Source organism: Cellulomonas gilvus ATCC 13127 (genome assembly GCF_000218545.1).
GTDB classification, from domain to species: domain Bacteria; phylum Actinomycetota; class Actinomycetes; order Actinomycetales; family Cellulomonadaceae; genus Cellulomonas; species Cellulomonas gilvus.
The window spans coordinates 1682114-1699571 of record NC_015671.1 but is presented as its reverse complement, the minus strand read 5'-3'; the positions used below and the strand labels follow the sequence as shown (position 1 = coordinate 1699571).

At 70.8% G+C, this 17458-nt stretch carries 17 protein-coding genes, 3 tRNA genes, 3 pseudogenes and 1 other annotated feature; of the genes and pseudogenes, 13 read left to right on the top strand and 10 right to left on the bottom strand.

Features of this window, described 5'->3' with window-relative positions:
* Nucleotides 1-13: 13 nt before the first annotated feature.
* Nucleotides 14-514 (bottom strand): hypothetical protein, encoded by a 501-nt coding sequence (locus CELGI_RS07855; protein ID WP_013883587.1) that lies wholly within the window; start codon nucleotides 512-514, stop codon nucleotides 14-16.
* Nucleotides 511-1731: a zinc-dependent alcohol dehydrogenase gene (locus CELGI_RS07850; RefSeq protein WP_013883586.1), complete on the bottom strand. Its 1221-nt coding sequence runs from the start codon at nucleotides 1729-1731 to the stop codon at nucleotides 511-513. The genes CELGI_RS07855 and CELGI_RS07850 overlap by 4 nt, the downstream gene beginning before the upstream one ends.
* Before the next feature lie 123 nt (nucleotides 1732-1854).
* On the opposite strand from CELGI_RS07850, the gene CELGI_RS07845 reads away from it, so the two are divergent.
* The 7 genes from CELGI_RS07845 (at nucleotide 1855) to CELGI_RS16455 (ending at nucleotide 6574) form a co-directional block, all read left to right on the top strand.
* Nucleotides 1855-3192 carry an APC family permease gene (locus tag CELGI_RS07845; protein WP_013883585.1) on the top strand — a complete coding sequence of 446 codons (1338 nt, stop codon included), beginning with the start codon at nucleotides 1855-1857 and terminating at the stop codon, nucleotides 3190-3192.
* Between the two features lie 70 nt (nucleotides 3193-3262).
* The gene (locus CELGI_RS17705) at nucleotides 3263-3394 is read left to right on the top strand and encodes a hypothetical protein (RefSeq protein WP_013883584.1); all 132 of its coding nucleotides are present in this window, start codon (nucleotides 3263-3265) and stop codon (nucleotides 3392-3394) included.
* A 205-nt stretch (nucleotides 3395-3599) separates the two neighbouring features.
* The gene (locus CELGI_RS07840; RefSeq protein WP_041574153.1) at nucleotides 3600-4601 is read left to right on the top strand and encodes an iron-containing redox enzyme family protein; all 1002 of its coding nucleotides are present in this window, start codon (nucleotides 3600-3602) and stop codon (nucleotides 4599-4601) included.
* Complete coding sequence (locus CELGI_RS07835) at nucleotides 4598-4870, top strand: CDGSH iron-sulfur domain-containing protein (protein ID WP_013883582.1); 273 nt, start codon at nucleotides 4598-4600, stop codon at nucleotides 4868-4870. Before CELGI_RS07840 ends, CELGI_RS07835 begins: the two co-directional genes overlap by 4 nt.
* An 85-nt stretch (nucleotides 4871-4955) precedes the next feature.
* Nucleotides 4956-5513, top strand: a complete 558-nt coding sequence (locus CELGI_RS07830) for a DUF2231 domain-containing protein (protein ID WP_013883581.1) — start codon at nucleotides 4956-4958, stop codon at nucleotides 5511-5513.
* A 145-nt stretch (nucleotides 5514-5658) separates the two neighbouring features.
* Nucleotides 5659-6090 carry an Hsp20/alpha crystallin family protein gene (locus CELGI_RS07825; protein WP_013883580.1) on the top strand — a complete coding sequence of 144 codons (432 nt, stop codon included), beginning with the start codon at nucleotides 5659-5661 and terminating at the stop codon, nucleotides 6088-6090.
* A gap of 112 nt (nucleotides 6091-6202) precedes the next feature.
* Complete coding sequence (locus CELGI_RS16455) at nucleotides 6203-6574, top strand: hypothetical protein (RefSeq protein WP_013883579.1); 372 nt, start codon at nucleotides 6203-6205, stop codon at nucleotides 6572-6574.
* A 633-nt stretch (nucleotides 6575-7207) separates the two neighbouring features.
* Here CELGI_RS16455 and CELGI_RS16450 read toward each other — a convergent pair.
* A complete protein-coding gene (locus CELGI_RS16450; protein ID WP_013883578.1) occupies nucleotides 7208-8368 on the bottom strand; it encodes a hypothetical protein in 1161 nt (386 codons plus the stop codon).
* 203 nt (nucleotides 8369-8571) lie between these two features.
* On the opposite strand from CELGI_RS16450, the gene CELGI_RS07810 reads away from it, so the two are divergent.
* Together CELGI_RS07810 and CELGI_RS07805 are read left to right on the top strand one after the other, a co-directional pair.
* Nucleotides 8572-8892 (top strand): hypothetical protein, encoded by a 321-nt coding sequence (locus CELGI_RS07810; RefSeq protein WP_013883577.1) that lies wholly within the window; start codon nucleotides 8572-8574, stop codon nucleotides 8890-8892.
* Complete coding sequence (locus CELGI_RS07805) at nucleotides 8892-9218, top strand: 5-methylcytosine restriction system specificity protein McrC (protein ID WP_081465424.1); 327 nt, start codon at nucleotides 8892-8894, stop codon at nucleotides 9216-9218. Before CELGI_RS07810 ends, CELGI_RS07805 begins: the two co-directional genes overlap by 1 nt.
* A 76-nt stretch (nucleotides 9219-9294) precedes the next feature.
* On the opposite strand, the gene CELGI_RS17090 is transcribed toward CELGI_RS07805, so the two are convergent.
* Complete coding sequence (locus tag CELGI_RS17090) at nucleotides 9295-11469, bottom strand: hypothetical protein (protein WP_150104692.1); 2175 nt, start codon at nucleotides 11467-11469, stop codon at nucleotides 9295-9297.
* Nucleotides 11470-11575: 106 nt separating this feature from the next.
* Between CELGI_RS17090 and CELGI_RS17570 the strand changes: the two are divergent.
* A pseudogene (locus CELGI_RS17570) lies at nucleotides 11576-12371 on the top strand (DDE-type integrase/transposase/recombinase); the annotation flags it as partial.
* A 49-nt stretch (nucleotides 12372-12420) separates the two neighbouring features.
* Nucleotides 12421-12827, top strand: a pseudogene (locus tag CELGI_RS17820) (helix-turn-helix domain-containing protein); the annotation flags it as partial.
* 315 nt (nucleotides 12828-13142) lie between these two features.
* Nucleotides 13143-13249 (bottom strand) — a sequence feature (AL1L pseudoknot).
* A 21-nt stretch (nucleotides 13250-13270) separates the two neighbouring features.
* Here the strand turns inward: CELGI_RS17820 and CELGI_RS07780 are convergent.
* From CELGI_RS07780 to CELGI_RS17350, 3 genes and pseudogenes are all read right to left on the bottom strand, one after another.
* On the bottom strand, nucleotides 13271-14362 hold the full coding sequence (locus CELGI_RS07780) for an IS110 family RNA-guided transposase (protein ID WP_013883574.1): 1092 nt from the start codon (nucleotides 14360-14362) through the stop codon (nucleotides 13271-13273).
* A gap of 216 nt (nucleotides 14363-14578) precedes the next feature.
* Nucleotides 14579-14866: pseudogene (locus tag CELGI_RS07775) on the bottom strand (transposase); the annotation flags it as partial.
* A gap of 5 nt (nucleotides 14867-14871) precedes the next feature.
* Nucleotides 14872-15156: a hypothetical protein gene (locus CELGI_RS17350; RefSeq protein ID WP_169315141.1), complete on the bottom strand. Its 285-nt coding sequence runs from the start codon at nucleotides 15154-15156 to the stop codon at nucleotides 14872-14874.
* 55 nt (nucleotides 15157-15211) lie between these two features.
* Here CELGI_RS17350 and CELGI_RS07770 point away from each other — a divergent pair, with 55 nt between their 5' ends.
* Together CELGI_RS07770 and CELGI_RS17085 are read left to right on the top strand one after the other, a co-directional pair.
* Entirely contained in the window at nucleotides 15212-16450 is a 1239-nt protein-coding gene (locus CELGI_RS07770; RefSeq protein WP_013883572.1) for an IS256 family transposase, read from the top strand.
* A 67-nt stretch (nucleotides 16451-16517) separates the two neighbouring features.
* A complete protein-coding gene (locus CELGI_RS17085) occupies nucleotides 16518-16664 on the top strand; it encodes a hypothetical protein (RefSeq protein ID WP_150104691.1) in 147 nt (48 codons plus the stop codon).
* Nucleotides 16665-16848: 184 nt separating this feature from the next.
* Here CELGI_RS17085 and CELGI_RS07760 read toward each other — a convergent pair.
* The 3 genes from CELGI_RS07760 to CELGI_RS07750 all read right to left on the bottom strand — a co-directional run bounded on the left by CELGI_RS07760 (nucleotide 16849) and on the right by CELGI_RS07750 (nucleotide 17131).
* Nucleotides 16849-16923, bottom strand: a tRNA-Val gene (locus CELGI_RS07760).
* Nucleotides 16924-16942: 19 nt separating this feature from the next.
* Nucleotides 16943-17013: transfer RNA gene (locus CELGI_RS07755), tRNA-Cys, on the bottom strand.
* A gap of 46 nt (nucleotides 17014-17059) precedes the next feature.
* Nucleotides 17060-17131, bottom strand: a tRNA-Gly gene (locus CELGI_RS07750).
* Between the last annotated feature and the right edge of the window lie 327 nt (nucleotides 17132-17458).

Below are 17458 nucleotides of genomic sequence, written 5' to 3'. Positions count from 1 at the left end.
CTCTCGACGGGCGTCAGTCGCGCCCGCCCAGGACCGGCCGGCGCAGACGCGCGGCCAACGCGGTGAGCGAGGCGACCTGCTCGTCGGCCTGGCGGCGGAACACGGCCACGCGGGTCCGGTCGATCCCCTCGACACCCGCGTCGGCGAGCTCGTCGAGCGCGTCCCACAGGCTGGCCTTCGCGGTGACGCCGCCCCGCAGCAGCTCGACCTCGAGCAGCGCGCTCAGCGGGGACGGTCCGCGCACGTGCCCGTTGGGCTTGAGCCGGCCGACGCGCTCGGCCACCCACGCCCCCGCGAGCTTGTACCGGCTCACGTGCACCCCGAGGCGCTCGGCCGTGGCGACCAGGAACTCCCGCTCGTCCTCGAGCTGCTCGGCGATCGGCGCGAGCACGTCACCCGCGGGCGTCCCGGCGAACGTCCGCGAGGACCGACGCACGCGGTTGAGCGCGACCGTCGCACCCGAGAGGTGGTCGTCGAGGTACGTGGACAGGTACCGCGACGGCTGCGCGCTCACGCCGGGACCTCGGCCGCCGCACGCGGCGCGGCCGGGTCGAGCACGACCTTGATGCAGCCGTCCTCCTTGCGCTGGAACGTCCGGTACGCCGCGGGTGCGTCCTCGAGCGCCACGCGGTGCGTGCGCAGGTCGAGCACGCCGAGCGGGTCCGCGTCGTCCTGCACCAGGGGCAGCAGGTCGTCGATCCACCGTCGGACGTTCGCCTGGCCCATCCGCAGCGTCACCTGCTTGTCGAACATCTGCATGAGCGGCAGCGGGTCCTTGGCACCGCCGTACACGCCCGAGATGGACAGCGTGCCGCCGCGGCGGACCGCGTCGATCGCGGTGAGCAGCGCGGCCAGCCGGTCGGCACCCGCTTTCTCGGTCATGGGCGCCGCGAGCGCGTCCGGCAGCATCCCGACGACGCGCTGCGTCGTCTCGGCGAACGGCGAGCCGTGCGCCTCCATGCCGACCGCGTCGATCACGCTGTCCGGCCCGCGGCCGTCGGTCAGGTCCCGGAGTGCCCCCGCGACGTCCTCGGAGCCGGCGTCGACCACGTCGATGCCGTGGCGCTGCGCCATGGCGCGCCGTTCCGGGACCGAGTCGACGCCGATCACGCGCGCGGCGCCGCGGTGCCGTGCGATGCGCGCCGCCATCTGGCCGATGGGCCCGAGACCGAGCACCGCGACCGTGCCACCGGGCGGCACGTCGGCGTACTGGACCGCCTGCCATGCGGTCGGCAGCACGTCCGACAGGTACAGGTAGCGCTCGTCGGGCGCGCCGTCGTCGGGCACGACCACGGGTCCGTAGTGCGCCTGCGGCACGCGCAGGTACTGGGCCTGGCCACCCGGCACGCTCCCGTACAGCCGCGTGTAGCCGAACAGCGCCGCACCCTTGCCCTGCTCCCGGACCTGCGTGGTCTCGCACTGCGACTGCAGGCCTCGCCGGCACATCAGGCAGGTGCCGCACGCGATCCCGAACGGCACCACGACGCGGTCCCCCACCCGCAGGCGCTCCCCCGCGCGCTCACCGACCGCCTCGACGACACCCATCGCCTCGTGGCCCAGGATGTCGCCCGCGTCCAGGAACATCCCGAGCACGCCGTACAGGTGCAGGTCGGAGCCGCAGATGGCGGTCGACGTGATCCGCACGACCGCGTCGGTCGGCTCCTGGATGGTCGGGTCGGGCACGGTCTCGACGCTGACGTCCTCGCGTCCTTGCCAGGTCAGTGCACGCATGGCGGTCCTCTCGGCGATGCTCGTGGGTCCGGTGCCAGCATGCGGCCGCAGGCGGCGGTGCGCGCGGCGGGAGCGTGCGACCCACGCCGCGCGGCCCCCGCGGGTGAAGCCGATACTCGGGCGATGACCGACTCCCCCACCGCGACCGGCCCGCATCCCTCGGACGGCTCTGCCGGCGACGAGCCGACGCGTCTGCGGCGCGCGGTGACCGGTCCCCTGCTCTTCCTGTTCATCCTCGGCGACGTGCTCGGCGCCGGGGTCTATGCGCTGGTCGGCGTGCTGGCGGACGAGGCCGGCGGCGTGCTCTGGCTGCCCCTGGTGGTCGCGCTCGCGATGGCGCTCCTCACGGCGGCGTCGTACGCAGAGCTCGTGACCAAGTACCCGCGGGCGGGCGGCTCGGCGGTGTTCGCCCAGCGCGCGTTCGGGCGCCCGTGGCTGTCCTTCCTGGTGGGCTTCAGCATGCTCGCCGCGGGCGTCACGTCGGCCGCCGGGCTCTCGCTGGCGTTCGCGGGTGACTACCTCGGCACGTTCCTCGACGTCCCCGCGGTGCCCGCGGCGCTCGTGTTCCTCGCGCTGGTGGCCGCGCTGAACGCGCGCGGCATCCGGGAGTCGCTGCGCGCGAACGTCGTGATGACCGCCGTCGAGCTCTCCGGGCTGCTGCTCGTGGTCGTGCTGGGGGCGCTCGCGCTCGGGCGCGGGGACGGCGATCCCGGCCGCATCGGGCAGCTGCCCGACGGCGTCTCGCTGGGCGCCGCGACGCTCGGGGGCGCGCTCATCGCCTTCTACTCGTTCGTCGGCTTCGAGACCTCGGCGAACCTGGCCGAGGAGGTCCGGGACGTCCGGCGCGTCTATCCCCGGGCGCTGTTCGGCGCGCTCCTGACGGCGGGGGTCGTGTACGTGCTCGTCGGCCTCGTGGCACCCGCGGTGGTGGACCCGGCCGACCTGACCGCGTCGAGCGGACCCCTGCTCGAGGTGGTCAAGGTCGCGGGCGGCGTGCCGCTCGAGGTGTTCTCGCTCGTCGCGCTCGTCGCGGTGGCGAACGGCGCCCTGCTGACGATGATCATGGCCAGCCGCCTCTCGTTCGGCATGGCCGAGGAGGGCCTCCTGCCCGCCGCGCTCGGGCGCGTCCTGCCCGGCCGCCGCACGCCCGTGGTGGCGATCGTCACGACGACGGCCGTCGCGATGGCCCTGACCACGACCGGTTCTCTCGAGGACCTCGCCTCGACCGTGGTGCTGCTCCTGCTGCTGGTTTTCCTCAGCACCAACGTGGCGGTCCTGGTGCTGCGGCGGGACCCGGTCGAGCACGCGCACTTCCGGGCCTGGACCGCCGTACCCGTGCTCGCGATCGGGTCCTGCCTGGGGCTGCTCACGCAGCAGGAGGCACGGCACTGGCTGCTCGCCGGGGCTCTGCTCCTCGTCGGCACGGTGCTGTACCTGGTCGCGCGCCGTACCCGGATCTGACCACTCCGGGATGCGGCGGGCCGTCGCGGCGCCCACCATCGAAGGACCCACCCGACGAACGGAGCAACCGATGTCCACCACGGACGACACCCAGCGTGAGCACCCCGTCGAGCCCGCCGAGGGCGCCCCGGCCGGCACGCCTCAGCCCACGTCCGACCCGCGCGAGCACCCCGACGAGCCCGCGGAGGGCGGCGAGGTCTGAGACCGGATGAGCTCCGGATGCGGGCCCGGCGGACCCTTCATATGCTCCGGGCATCTGAGAGGTCGCGGCCCGCGCCGGGGAGCGAGAGCCACCGTCAGATCGAAGGGACGCCCTGTGCGGGCGAGCCGACGACGTACGGGCCGCGACCGAGCGGCCACCCGCTGCGGCCGCACGGTCGGAGCGTTCGCGCGACCGAGGGACATCTGTGCAGCTGCCACCACCACGAGGACCGCTCAGCACGGTCGTGATCGGCCGGCTCGCCGGGCCTCCTGCGCCGGACGGGGCCGAGCTCTCCGACGCGGCCCGCGAGGCGGTCGCGCGTGACGTCCTCCTGGACGACGACGTCCAGCTGAGCCTGTTTCTCCTGCACGAGCTGCACCACCGGGGCTTCGACCGCGTGCCGGCCGACCTCGAGTGGGATCCCGCGCTGGTCTCCGCGCGCGGGGTCCTGGAGCGCGCGCTCGAGCGCGATCTGCGGGCGACCGTCGTCGTGCCGGAGCACCCCGCGGGCGGGGACGTGGCGGAGACGCTGTTCGCCCTGACGGCACCGACACCGGGGCCGGGGCTCGCGCGGTTCGTCGCACGCTCGGCCGACGCCGCCCAGGCGCGTGAGCTCGTCATGCACCGCTCGATCTACACGCTCGCCGAGGCGGACCCGCACACGTGGGCGATCCCGCGGCTGACCGGTCGCGCCAAGGCGGCCCTCGTGGAGATCCAGGCCGACGAGTACGGCGGCGGGCGCCCCGAACGCATGCACTCGGCGCTGTTCGCGCAGACCATGCGCGCGCTGGGGCTCGACGACCGGTACGGGCACTACCTGCCGCGGGTCCCCGCGGCGACGCTCACGCACGTCAACGTCATGCGGACGTTCGGGCTCAACCGCCGGCTGCGGGGCGCGGCCGTCGGGCACCTCGCCGCGTTCGAGATGACGTCCTCCCTGCCCAACCGCCAGTACGGCGACGGGTTCCGCCGCCTCGGGTACGACGAACGCACGACGGAGTACTTCGACGAGCACGTCGAGGCGGACGCCGTGCACGAGCAGATCGCGGCCCGGGACCTGGCGGGCGGCCTCGTCGCGGACGAGCCCGACCTGCTGCCTGACGTGCTGTTCGGCGCCGCGGCGTGCCTCGCGGCGGACGACCTCGTGGCCGACGCGCTGCTCGGCGCCTGGAACTCGGGCCGCTCCTCGCTGGTGGCCGCGGCATGACGCCCGCCTGGCAGCCGCGCGCGGACGAGCCCGACACGCTGCGGGCCACGCCCTGCCCGGGCGGCCCGCTTCTGGTGCGCGGCGCGGACGAGGTGGTCTCCCCCACCGGTGAGCGCCGCGCCGTGCGGCGCGCGGTCGTGGCGCTGTGCCGATGCGACGCGTCCACCATCGCCCCGTGGTGCGACGGGAGCCACAAGGTGGTCCGGCGCGCACGGTCGTCGTCCGCCGCTCCCGCGTCCCCGGTCGCGCCCGGTGACGCGCCCGCCTAGCGTGCCAGGGAGCGGCTCCCCCGGCCCGCGGTGCTCGTCCGGCCACCGCGCCCGCATCCGCCGCGCACCCGATCGGAGGACCCCCATGACCCCGACGCACCCCGCGGCCGCGCTGCCGCGCCGCCTGGCCACCCGTCTGGAGACCTCTCGCAGGCTCGACCGGCCCACGCACGCGCTGCGCCGCGCGGCCGCCCAGCTCGACCGCGTGCCGGCACTGCGCGCACTCCTACGCGGCGAGCCGCTCGGCCACGCCGCGCACCCGCTCGTGACGGACGCGCCCCTCGGGATGTGGACCAGTGCGATGGTGCTCGACCTGACCGCCGGTGAGCAGGGTCGGGCGGCCGCCGACCGGTTGGTGGGGCTGGGTGTGCTGTCCGCGCTGCCCGCCGCGCTCACCGGGCTCGCGGACTGGTCCGGCTCGCCCGCGCGCGTCGAGCGCGTCGGCACGGCGCACGCCGCGCTCAACTCCGTCGCGCTCGGCCTGTACTCGGCGTCATGGCTGCTGCGCCGGCGCGGGAGCCGCGGGCTCGGCGTGCTCGTGGGGCTCGCGGGCGGCGGCACGGTCGCCGCGAGCGGGTACCTGGGCGGGCACCTGGCGTTCGTCCAGCGCGCGCCCCGGCACGCCAGGCCCGTCGCCGACTGACGCGTTCGCTCTCGGCGTACACCGGTTGGCACTCGCGGCCGACGAGTGCTAATTCTGGAGGCGTAGCCGCCCCGGCGGATCCACATCCGCCGGGCAGCGCCCGAGCCCGGACGGTCCGGGCTCGCCCAGGAGGAGGTGAGGGTTCGTGGCTACGCGATTCGACCCGTTCCAGGAGCTCGACCGGCTGTTCGGCCAGGTGCTGGCGAACGACCGCGCCGCGACGTCGATGCCCATGGACCTGTACCGGTCCGGTGACCACTACGTGCTGCACGTGGACCTGCCCGGTGCCGACCCCGGATCGATCGACGTCTCGGTCGAGGACCGTGTGCTCACCGTCCGCGCGCAGCGCAGCCCGCGCACCGAGCAGGACGTGCAGTGGCTCGCCAAGGAGCGCCCGTCGGGCACGTACGCGCGCCAGCTCGCCGTGGGCGCGGGCCTCGCGCTCGACCACATCGAGGCCACCTACACCGACGGCGTGCTGACGCTGTCCATCCCCGTGGCGGACGAGGCCAAGCCGCGCAAGATCGAGGTCCAGCACGGCACCCGGCCCGCGATCGAGGCCACCACGCCCGCCTGAGCCCGACCCGACCGCACGAGAGCCCGCCGCCCGCCCCGGGTGGCGGGCTCTCGCACGTCCGTCGGGGCCTCCGGCCCATGCGGATCGCGGCCACGCGCGACAGCCTGCCAGGGTGACCTCCCGCAGGAACGCCCTCGTCCTGGCCGTCGTCCGCTCGCCGGCCCACCGCATCCTCGGCCGCGTGCGTGAGCTGCGCTACACCGGCCCCCGTAGCGGCGCCGACGTGCGCCTCCCGGTCGAGATGGTCGAGCACGGCGACGCGCTCGTCGTCCTGGTCGGACGCGCCACGACCAAGCGCTGGTGGCGGGCGTTCCGCGAGCCGTGGCCCGTCGTCGTCACCACGGGCCGTCGCGAGCGGCACGGCATCGGCCAGGTGCTGACCGCCGACGACCCGCGCCGCGCGGCCGCCGCGGCGGCGTACCAGGCCGTGTCGCCCGCGCGCGTGGGCCCCGACGACGTCCTGGTCCTCATCACGCCGAGCTGACCGGGACCGACCCGACCCAGAGAAGCACGAAGCCCTCCCCGGTGACCCGGGAAGGGCTCTGACCTGCTCGTGCTGGTGGGCGATACTGGGATCGAACCAGTGACCTCTTCCGTGTCAGTGATCGGAGTCGGGTTCGCCGGCGTCCGCCCACGTCCATCTGTGCAGGTCAGCGCTTCGGGTAGTTCTGCGCGGACAGCCACGAACACGCCTGGATCGATGCTGGATGGGGTACGCAATTGGGGTACTGGGGCAGCCCCCTGAATTGCGCGGGCCGGCTCGGTCAGTCACCGGTGCCGGCCCGTACGTCACCGCCAACAGGTCGGTCAACGGACGCGAGAGCACCGAGTCGGTCACCGCGCGCACCAGACGCATCTGCCCCCACCGCCGGTCGGCCAGCAGGCCCGACTCCACGAGACGGTCCACCTCCTGGTGCACCGCCTTCACCGACGCACCCACACGCCCCGCGAGCTCGGTCAACGAGTACTCCTCGCCCGGGTTCAAGTACGTCAGAGCCAGCAGGTCACCCTGGACCCGCGAGCGCAGGATCGGCAGCAGGGCCGGCGCTGTGTTCGCATAACAGGTAAAGCATCCTTCACCAGCTAGACGAAGGCAAGCGTCGGGCGGCGATCGGCCCTATGCGTCCTGTCCGCGGAAGATGTGCTCGTCGTGCCATTCGAAGTACGACGCGCTGGTTTCGTAGTCGACGACCGCGCGGCCCGCGATCGCCGCGATGCGATGCCCGATGGCGGACGGGCCGCCGGCGACGCTCGTACCGGCGATGACTCCATCTCGTACGGTGACGTAGCCGTCCTCGAACAGCGCGTCGCATCCGAAGACGCATGCGAGCATGGCGATCCGGCCCAGGTCGCGAAGTTCGTCGGGCGTCGCTGCCGACCGCCTCTTGATGTGCGATGCCCACAGGAACCTCGCGGGATACGTCTCGCCGCAGAGCGAGCAGCTCGCATCCGCGCGCCCTGCGAGCAGGACCTGTCGCAGCCTGCGCTGTTCGCGCCTCTGCTTCGCGGTCACCGGTCGATCGAGGTCTCCCTGGAAGGGGCCAGGCACGAGCTCAGGCACGCGACTCTCGGGCGCGGGCACCTCATCATCGTGGGCGAGCGCGACCTTCACCGGGCTGCCCCCGACGACGCGAGTTCCGGGGATGGTCGAGAGAACGGCGCCGACGAACGCACTCCGATAGCCGAGCACGTCGGGCGTGACCTCCACGATGCCGCGTGCGTGCAGGAGCTCGAGGCCCGCCGCGACGTCGGCGATCGGTACCGGCTGACCCTCGGGCGAGCGAGTCGTTGCGACAATCACCGATGGGGGACGGACCCGTATCACGCGGTTCACCGATCCGGACACCGTGTACAACTGGGTTCCGACGAGTTGGCGGAGGATCGACTCCGCGTCGAGATCCGGCGCCACGATGGACGACGCCGGATCGGCGTAGCGCACGCCTGCATAGGTGGCGTTCCCTTGGGGGTTCGGAATGACGGCATCACCCTGCTTTGCGTGCGCTCGCAAGTGCGCGTCCGCGTCCACGCCCGGCGTCCGCACGTTGACGATCTTCGGGTCGGCATACAACGTGCAACGCAACCCGCCGATGACGGCGTACATCGCCTGGCGGGGCTCAACCGTCGCGAGCGGCTGCCGGGCGGGGCTGAGCGTGGCTGCGACGTCGCGCCCGAAGACCACACTGACCGTGGACGCGACCACAGCGGCAGCCGGGCTCAGGCCCTCCTGGGCGACGACGCGAGCTTCGGCTTCCTGACGCGAGCCAAAGTACGTGAGCACGGGCCCACCGTACCTACGTGCGAACTGCGTGTACCCCGACGCGGGAGCGCAGTCACTGCTCGCATCAGGACAGAACAGACTCGGCGCGAGAGGCGAAGCGTGTCGTCCTCGGGCCAACGGCCTCGGACGTGCGCGTTTGCTGCCCGAGCGCGGCCACCGGTGGCAGACTTCGGGCTACCGAGGCAGCGAAGCAAGTGGGTCACATGGCCGTGGACGTGTTCGCCATCCGCGACCGCCTCATCGGCGACTACCGCGCATTCACGTCGGGGACGGTCGAGGTCCGCGACCGTCGCATCGCCGCCCACGTGACCGGTCTGCTCGACGGCGGCGCCCAGTGGCCCGACCCGTGGCTCAGTCTCAACCCGAGCTTCGAGACTGGCGGGACCGTCAGCGACCTCGTCGCCGAGGGCATCCTGCATCCCGAGAACGAGCGCATCTTCCGGGTCAAGAAGCATGCGAACGATCCCGGTTCGACGACGCTCACGCTGCACCGTCATCAGCGCGAGGCGAGTCGTCCGTGCTGATGAAGCCGGACATCGTCTGGTACGGGCCTGGTTCCGCGGCCCCGACGGCCGTGATCGACGCGAAGTACAAGGTCGAGAAGCCGAGCGGCTACCCGAACGCCGACCTGTACCAGATGCTCGCGTACTGCTCGGTGCGCGGCCTGCCACGCGGCCACCTCGTCTACGCCCAGGGAAACGAGCCAGAAGCGGTGCACCGCGTCGTCAGTGCCGGTGTCGAGATCCACCAGCACGCACTCGACCTCGACCTCGAGCCCGAGACGTTGCTCGGACAGGTGCACGATCTGGCACGACGGATGGCCCATCTCGCGAATCGACTGGATCGGTGATGCTTGTCAGTTGCGCCGCACTCGCGCGGTGCGAGCGTCCGCTTCGCCGTCGTTCACCTACGGGGGGGCCGCGCCGTTACGCGAGACCAACGTACGCCAGCGAGCGCTTGAGACCCGGGTCTACTGCCGTATGCCCCTCTTCCAGACTACGAAGGACGCCGTGGTCCGTCGTGAGGCGATCAGGATGGAACGTATGCCAAGCCTGGCAGGACCCGCAGCGCCCACCACTCAGGAATGGGCGTAGAAGCAGGAGGTCCCCGAACGGCCCCAATGCATACAGCGAGTCCACTTCTATGCCAAGTTGACTGGACGTGATGGATGATTGAGGCACAACAGAATGGTCGCCCGCCAAGACCCTATGGACAACTCGTCCCACGCCACTGAACGAGTCCCATCTCGTGTCGACTATGTGCACGAGCTTGTAGTCGGTCAGAAAATCGGCACTCTTGAGAACCCGACTGAGACTCTCTAGGGCGCTTTCCGACATCTCCACTCGCTGCCGATATGGCTCGCGTCGAAGATGTGCCCAATCGTCACGCAATTGCTTGAGGGCGCGCCGCTCGGTCGCGGCATCGCGGGCGTACCTAAGGATGGCGTGGAGAAGCGGGTCGTCCAATGACCGAAATGCCCGGCTCGACGACTCATCAACAAGCTGCATCCAGTCGCCCAGCGATGGCCCGCTCACACCGGAATTGAAACTCCGCTTGAGTTGAGCGACGGCACCCAATTCGATACCCCGACTGTGCGCGCTCGCGAGGACGAAAGACGCAATAACGCACTCCACGACCTCGAAGCACTCACGAATCGCGCCGATGCTACGGTCAGGGTCACCAACGCTCACCTCGGCCTCGACCGCGCGCCAACGGTATGCTACGGGATGGGGATACTGCGTTCGTACGATAAATGCGAGCGTCTCGATCTGCTCGGCGGCCGCGAGTCTCTGCCGCAGGATTCGACCGTTAGCCATCAGGTGCTCGCGGGCCTCGGACGCAGATGGCAACTCGAACATCTCGCGCAAGAGAGCGGTCGATCCGTCGACCCATCGGGAGAACTGAATCCTCGCACCGTCTGCCACGGCGAACGCTTCGCGCAGATCTGCATCCCAGATGGGGACGGGGAGTTGCCCGAGTCGCGCGACGTTCACGTGCAGACCGGCGCCGCCGAGTCCGTCGAGGAGGTCGGCCGCGCGGCGAGACCTCAGGTACTCGACCAAGAACTGTCGCGTGTGCTCGTCGATGTCAGCGTTCGGACGAACGACAATCAGGTTCGGGCCAGCCGAGGCCGGCAGATGCTCGGGGCGAACAACTGCGACCCGGAGGCGATCGGCGGGCCGGCGCAACTCAACAACGAGAACGTCGCCAACGCGAAGACTATAGTCAGCGAGCGGATCTGCCTTGACTGTTGAGCATCTATCTAGATCGATGCTGCCGTCGCGGCCGATGCCTCGCGCTTCGATCACGCGACATTCTTCGTTGGGGCAATTGCCCTTGCCGCGCCGGTAGCGCGGGAGCACGAGCTCCGCGACTTCACCGAGAGCTGTGGCTTGGCCAAAACTCTCGAGATCGCGCGCGCTGCGAGCGTGCCTCGGGTGGTTCTGATCGAATCCCCAGCCGGCGCTCGCATCGGGCTGGACACGCAGTACATAGCCATGCTCCGTTTGCCCCCCGGCCCGCCGAAGGAGGCCGTGAACCTCGGCCCGCAGCTCGGGCCCCGCCTCTTCAGCCCGAAAACCGACGTAGCGCGCGAGCTTAGGTTCTCGTTCGTCGCGCTTGCGGAAGGCAATGAATGCAAGTTGGAAGGCTGGATGCACGCCCGAAAAGTGACTATTCGTCTCGACGACGAGGTCAACAGTCCAGTCACGCGCGATCCAGCTGCGGACCCGAGCGGATGAGTCGCTGCGCAGGAATGCCGCAGGCCCGAGCCAGCCGACGCGCTCTGCTGGCACTGCCTGGGTCAGTGCCTCCAGCAACTGAGCTTCGTGCGCTTCGCGGGTCTCGGGGGCATCAGCAACGCTTCGACGCTCGTCGAGCCGACCCCATCTCGGCAGGAGCAACACCGGCGCGGGCTGGCGACCGGGTGTCTCGGGATCGGGCTCGATGCCCGTCGATGTAGCCGAAGGGAACAAGGAGGCAAAAGAGACATCGACGAAGTCCGGGTCGGCGACCGCGACCAGCGGCTCACCCGCCCAGGCGCCAATCAGCCAGACCCAGAAACGCAGTTGTTCGTTCGGGTTCCCATCGCCTCGTTCCACGGCCCTCACGGTAGCGACACGGAGGGCAGAACGGACCCGGGTCTGCTGCACGGATAGGTGACACCTGACCTGTGGTGCCTGGGGCACCGCTGGAAGGATGTGCACCGTGCCCAGACCCCACCCCAAGGAGTTCCGCGACGACGTCGTGGCCATCGCCCGTCGCGGTGATGCCCCTGTGTCTCAGATCGCCAAGGACTTCGGCATCAGCGACTCGTGCCTGCGCAACTGGATGCATGCCGCCGACGTCGAGGACGGCAACCGGCCCGGCGTGACGGCCTCGGAATCGGCCGAGCTGCGCGAGGCCAAGAAGCGTGTGCGGCTCCTGGAGCAGGAGAACGAGGTCCTTCGCCGAGCCGCTGCGTACTTCGCTCAGACGCATCTGCCGGGAAAATGACCTACCCGCTCGTGAGTGAGCTCGCCGCCGACGGGGTCCCCGTCGCGGTGACGTGCCGGGTCCTGAAGCTCGCCAGACAGCCCTACTACCGCTGGCTCGCTGCACCCGTGCACCGCTGCTGGCCGACGAGGCGGCCCGCGCCGGGCAGGTCGCCTGCGACCGCACCGTGTGGCGGATCTGCCGGGACAACCGGTGGTGGTCGGTGTTCGGCAAGAAGCGCGCCAAGAACGGCAAGAAGGCCGGCCCGCCAGCGCACGACGACCGCGTGCTGCGGATCTTCCGCGCGGATGGCCCGAACCGGTTGTGGCTCTGGGACATCACCGAACACCCCACGGGCGAGGGCAAGCTGTACCTGTGCGCGATCAAGGACGTGCACTCCAACCGCATCGTCGGGTACTCGATCAGCGACCGAATGACGTCCCGGATCGCGGTAAACGCCCTGGTCAGCGCCGTGCAACGCCGCGGTGACGTGGCCGGATGCGTGGTCCATTCGGACCGAGGCAGCCAGGGCGGATTCAATCGGTCGTCGCAACACCTCGAGATCGTGGAGGTGTTCGATGGTTCGTCGGCAGCAGGCAGCAGATCGGGCGGTGCGGGCGAAGTTGAGGTCGCCGGGCACCCGAAGTTCCAGCGCCCGGTGGAGGCCGCGTTCTGGGCCGAGATCGCCAAGGGATTGCTGCCGGTCGAGGCGGCGGCGGTGATCGGCGTGTCGCAGCCGGTCGGGCAGCGGTGGTTCCGCGACGGTGGCGGCATGCCCCCGTTCGACCTCAAGGCGCGCCCTTCGGGCCGCTACCTGTCCTTCGCTGAGCGCGAGGAGATCGCGCTGCTCAGGGCCCAGTCCAAGGGTGTTCGCGAGATCGCCCGGGCAGTCGGTCGCGACCCCGGGACGGTCTCTCGTGAACTGCGCCGTAACGTCGCGACGCGCGGTCGCACGCTCGACTACCGGGCGTCGGTCGCGCAGTGGACCCACAGCTGGTTCGGTGCGGTCGCGCTGAAGGCCCGGTTGACCAGGTCTCCGGCTCGGATCCCGTCCTTGGTCGGGATCGTGGTGCGCTTGGCCCGCCCGCGGACCACCCCGCGCAGGCCACGCTCGCGCATCAGGCGTTCGACCGTGCAGCGCGCGACCGGGGTGCCCGGCCCGGTGCAGGTGCCTCCACATCTTGCGGGCCCCGTAGACGCCGTAGTTCGCCGCATGCTCGGCGACGATGACCTGGCCCAGGGCTGCGTCGGCCACGGCACGGGCTGAGGGCGGGCGCGACCTGGCGGCGTAGTACGTGCTCGGGGCGACCTGCAGCAGGGTGCAGATCGGCTCGACCCCGAACTCGGCGCGGTGGGCGTCGATGAACGCCACTACCTGGTCGACGGGCGGTCGAGCTCCGCGATGCTCCTATGTCAACTTCGATGCCGTCACGCCGCTCGCCCGAGGTCCACCGCGCCCGCTCGCGGTGTTGCGGTCGCTGCCGCGGTTGCCGGCGGCGTGGTCTTGGTGACGAGCTCGTCGGTGCTCATCGCGGCGAACACGCGGTCGGAGATGCGTCGGCGTAGCAGCCGTAGCGCCTCGGTGCGGGTCTTGCCGGTCGTGATGAGCTTGGCGTAGTAGGCGGCTCCCTGGCCGCCAAGACGCAGCTGGGTGACCGCGGCCATGTGCAGGGCGGTGTTGATCGTGCGGTTCCCGCCGCGTGAGAGGCGCACCCGCACGGTGTTGCCGGACCAGACCGGGATCGGTGCGGTGCCGTTGAACCGGGCGAAGGCGTGCCTGGACCGGAACCGGCGTGCTCCGGCCGTCTCGCCGACGATCATCGCCGCGCCCAGGACGCCCAGGCCCGGTACTTCGAGCAACGAGGGGTGCCCCGCGCGCACGAGTGTGGCCAGTCGCCGCTCGATGTCGTTGATCCGCCGGGTCAGCGAGCGGATGTCGTCGAGCAAGTCGCGGGCGATCTCGGCGACCACGCCATCGCGACAGGCGATCCGCTCTTGCAGGTCGTCCAAGAGCTGGTAGCGGCGCAGGGCCCGGGCAGGAATGTGCAGGTCAGGGTCGATCTCGTGCAAGAACCATCGGACCTTGGACTGCATCGCGGTGCGCCGAGCGACCAGAGTGCGCCGATGGTCGGTCAACAGCTTGATCTCCCTGCTCGCACCGGGCAGCTCGGCGGTCGGCAGGCCGTCTTCACGTAGCGCGACGCGGGCGACCGCCTCGGCGTCGATCGGGTCGGACTTGCCCGGCTCGCGGCCGCTGCGCCGCATCCCGGCCATCAACCGGGTGTGAACCCGCACGACCTGGTGACCGGCGTTGAGCAGGTCTGCCTCGAGCCGGCGCGTCAGGTGACGGCAGTCCTCGACAGCGACCGCGACGCCGTCGAACTGCTCGAGCCAGGTCAGGATCTGACGGTGCCCCACGGCGCGGGCCTCGACGGTCAACACCGCGAGGCGCTTGCCGACGTCGTCGACCGCGACGAGCGTGTGCCAGTTCTTGTGTGCGTCGATACCAACGACCGTCATCCAGACCTCCGCAGCCTCGCCAACCGATGGGGATGGTGCCGCCGGCCCGGGGGACGGGCACGCCTCAGTCGGGCACGGTGAGCAAGCAAGCTCCTATCAGGCCACGCCCCGTCCAGCGGCGCCGACCCGGCGAGACGGCACATCGCGGACAAGCCACGAAGGCAGCGAAGAAACGAGCCAGCCCCGCCGAGCCACCATCCAGTCTGGTACTGACGCGAAGAAAGCCGACGCCGCCTTCAAGATCGCGTTCGCCCGGCGCAGCTCGCGCACTTCACGCTCGAGCTCGGCCATCCGCCGCGCGTCGCTGGCCGTCGTGCCCGGCCGGTCGCCAGCGTCGGTCTCGGCCCGGTTCACCCACCCGCGCAGGGTCTCGGGGTTGATCCCGAGCTGGTCCCCGATCCGACGGCACGCCGCCGGACGGGACACCGGGTCCCTCCTCGCGCCCAGCACGAGCCGGATCGCGCGCTCACGCAACTCGTCCGGGTACTTCCTCGGTGCAGCCATGACTCTCATCCTCCGTGGATTGAGAGCCTCCATGGAAGCCGGGGCGGTTCAGAGAGTTGCGCCTCCCGGGCAATCCGTCGGGACGAAGTCGGTTTACTCGCGAGCACATCCGCACGCCACCCGTCTCCCGAGACTTCGAGCTGTGCATTCCAGCCGGCGAGGCGAACCGCATCCACAAGCTCGAGCTTTAGGAGCCTATGTGCCAGGGACTCGCCGCTCAGGGTGACGTCCCCTGGTGTGGTGTAGTTCCTGGCCTGCAGCGTCGTGGTGTCCATGACGGTGAAGGCCATCGTGCGATGGTCAGTGAGACCGGACTAGGGAACTCACGGAAGGACACATCGCACGATGGCTATGGACCAGTCTGCCTTGCTCGAGCTGCTCGCGGCGTTGAAGGACACCGAGGTCAGCGACCGGATCCGCACGGCGACCGAGCGCCTCTACCAGGAACTGATCGACGCCGAGGCGACCTCGGTGATCGGCGCGGGCCCCTGGCAGCGCAGCGCTGAGCGCACTGCCCAGCGCAACGGGACGCGGGACCGGACGTTGACCACGACGGCCGGTGACCTGGACCTGCGGATCCCCAAGCTGCGCACCGGGTCGTTCTTCCCGTCGCTGCTCGAGCGTCGCCGTCGGGTCGACCAGGCGCTGTTCGCCGTGGTGATGGAGGCCTACCTGCACGGGGTCTCGACCCGCCAGGTCGACGACCTGGTCAAGGCGCTGGGCGCCGACAGCGGGATCTCCAAGTCCGAGGTCTCCCGGATCTGCGCCGGCCTCGACGAGGAGGTCGCCGCGTTCCGCGACCGGTCGCTGGCCGACGCCGCGTTCCCCTACTTGTTCCTGGACGCCACCTACTGCAAGGCCAGGGTCGGGCGCCGGGTGGTGTCCCAGGCCGTGGTCATCGCCACCGGGGTGCGTGCAGACGGGCACCGTGAGGTCCTGGGGTTCGACGTCGGTGACAGCGAGAACGGCGCGTTCTGGACCAGCTTCCTGCGCTCCCTGAAGGCCCGCGGGCTGGGCGGAGTCCTGCTGGTCGTCTCCGACGCGCACGAGGGCCTCAAGAGCGCGATCAGCTCGGTCCTGCTCGGCGCGGCCTGGCAACGCTGCCGGGTCCACTTCACCCGCAACGCCCTGGACGCGGTCAACCGCACCAACGCCGAGATGGTCGCCGCGGCGATCCGCACGATCTTCGCCCAGCCCGACGCGCAGCACGTGGCCGAGCAGTTCGACGCGATCGAGACCATGCTCGCCCGGTCCCACCCGAAGGTCGCCGCGATGCTCGCAGGCGCCCGCGAGGACCTGCTCGCGTTCACCGCATTCCCGGCCGCGCACTGGAAGAAGATCTGGCCGACCAACCCGCTGGAACGGCTGAACAAGGAGGTCAAGCGCCGCACCGACGTCGTCGGGGTCTTCCCCAACCCCGCCGCCCTGCTGCGCCTGGCCGGCGCCGTCCTCGTCGAGGCCCACGACGAATGGGCCGCCACCGACCGGCGCAACCTGTCCGAACGCTCCATGACCCAACTCGCCTCCATCACCGCGCTGACCACGACGACGGAGGTGGACGCCCCTCAGCTGCTCACGGCATGATCAACAAGCTGACCCGCACGGTGTCGAGGAACTCCACCACTCAGCGGGACGTCACCCGGCCACCGCCATGCTCGACAAGGGCATCCACCTCAAGGCCGTCTCCGAGACGCTCGGGCACGCCGGGACGCAGGTGACCGCGGAGGTGTACGCGCATCTCACGACGCGCACCGCTCGAGCCGCAATGGACGCACTCGGGGACATCCTCGAACGGTGACGGACGATGCTCGCGACACCACAGGGAAGAGACGAACGATCGCCCGCAGCCGGGGCCGTCCGGGGCCGTCCGCCCGAGATCCAGGTACCCCAACGTGGAGCCTGGTTGGGGTACACAGTTGGGGTACAGAGCACCGAAGGCCGCCCCGTGGATCCGGTGACGGCCTTCTGACCTGCAGTGATGCTGGTGGGCGATACTGGGATCGAACCAGTGACCTCTTCCGTGTCAGGGAAGCGCGCTACCGCTGCGCCAATCGCCCGCGGTGGGGTGATGCTGCGAGGTGGAGATGGGATTCGAACCCACGTATACGGCTTTGCAGGCCGCTGCCTCGCCTCTCGGCCACTCCACCCTGAGACCGCTGTCCTCAGCGGCCGGGGCCGAGAAGGATGTCTCCGAGCGGACGACGGGATTCGAACCCGCGACCCTCACCTTGGCAAGGTGATGCTCTACCACTGAGCCACGTCCGCGCTGCACGTCCCCCGGTTCTCACCGGCGTTCCGTGTGCGTGCCAAACACTAACCGAGTGATTGCCGATGAGTCCAACTGGCTCCCCGCAGGGCCGCGATCACGCGGATCGGCCGCCGTCTACCCTGGTCCGGCCGCGCCCCGCGGCTCCCCCCAGCCGCGACGAGCCCATGACGACCACCGCGCACGATCCCCTGAGCACCCGGGATCGCCCGCACGCCGGAGCCGCCGCCGGACCCCGCCCCGCCGCGGACGGCACCCGGCGGGACATCCAGGTGCTGCGGGCGCTCGCGGTCGCCGCGGTCGTCGTCTTCCACGTCTGGCCCGCG

Bases quoted from the DNA above. Each gene is read 5' to 3' on its own strand.
- CELGI_RS17705 (WP_013883584.1), top strand. From the start codon at position 3,263: ATGTCCACCACGGACGACACCCAGCGTGAGCACCCCGTCGAGCCCGCC.
- CELGI_RS07850 (WP_013883586.1), bottom strand. From the start codon at position 1,731: ATGCGTGCACTGACCTGGCAAGGACGCGAGGACGTCAGCGTCGAGACC.
- CELGI_RS07830 (WP_013883581.1), top strand. From the start codon at position 4,956: ATGACCCCGACGCACCCCGCGGCCGCGCTGCCGCGCCGCCTGGCCACC.
- CELGI_RS17085 (WP_150104691.1), top strand. From the start codon at position 16,518: ATGCTCGACAAGGGCATCCACCTCAAGGCCGTCTCCGAGACGCTCGGG.
- CELGI_RS07810 (WP_013883577.1), top strand. From the start codon at position 8,572: ATGGCCGTGGACGTGTTCGCCATCCGCGACCGCCTCATCGGCGACTAC.
- CELGI_RS07845 (WP_013883585.1), top strand. From the start codon at position 1,855: ATGACCGACTCCCCCACCGCGACCGGCCCGCATCCCTCGGACGGCTCT.
- CELGI_RS17350 (WP_169315141.1), bottom strand. From the start codon at position 15,156: ATGGCCTTCACCGTCATGGACACCACGACGCTGCAGGCCAGGAACTAC.
- CELGI_RS07780 (WP_013883574.1), bottom strand. From the start codon at position 14,362: ATGACGGTCGTTGGTATCGACGCACACAAGAACTGGCACACGCTCGTC.
- CELGI_RS07835 (WP_013883582.1), top strand. From the start codon at position 4,598: ATGACGCCCGCCTGGCAGCCGCGCGCGGACGAGCCCGACACGCTGCGG.
- CELGI_RS07805 (WP_081465424.1), top strand. From the start codon at position 8,892: ATGAAGCCGGACATCGTCTGGTACGGGCCTGGTTCCGCGGCCCCGACG.
- CELGI_RS07770 (WP_013883572.1), top strand. From the start codon at position 15,212: ATGGCTATGGACCAGTCTGCCTTGCTCGAGCTGCTCGCGGCGTTGAAG.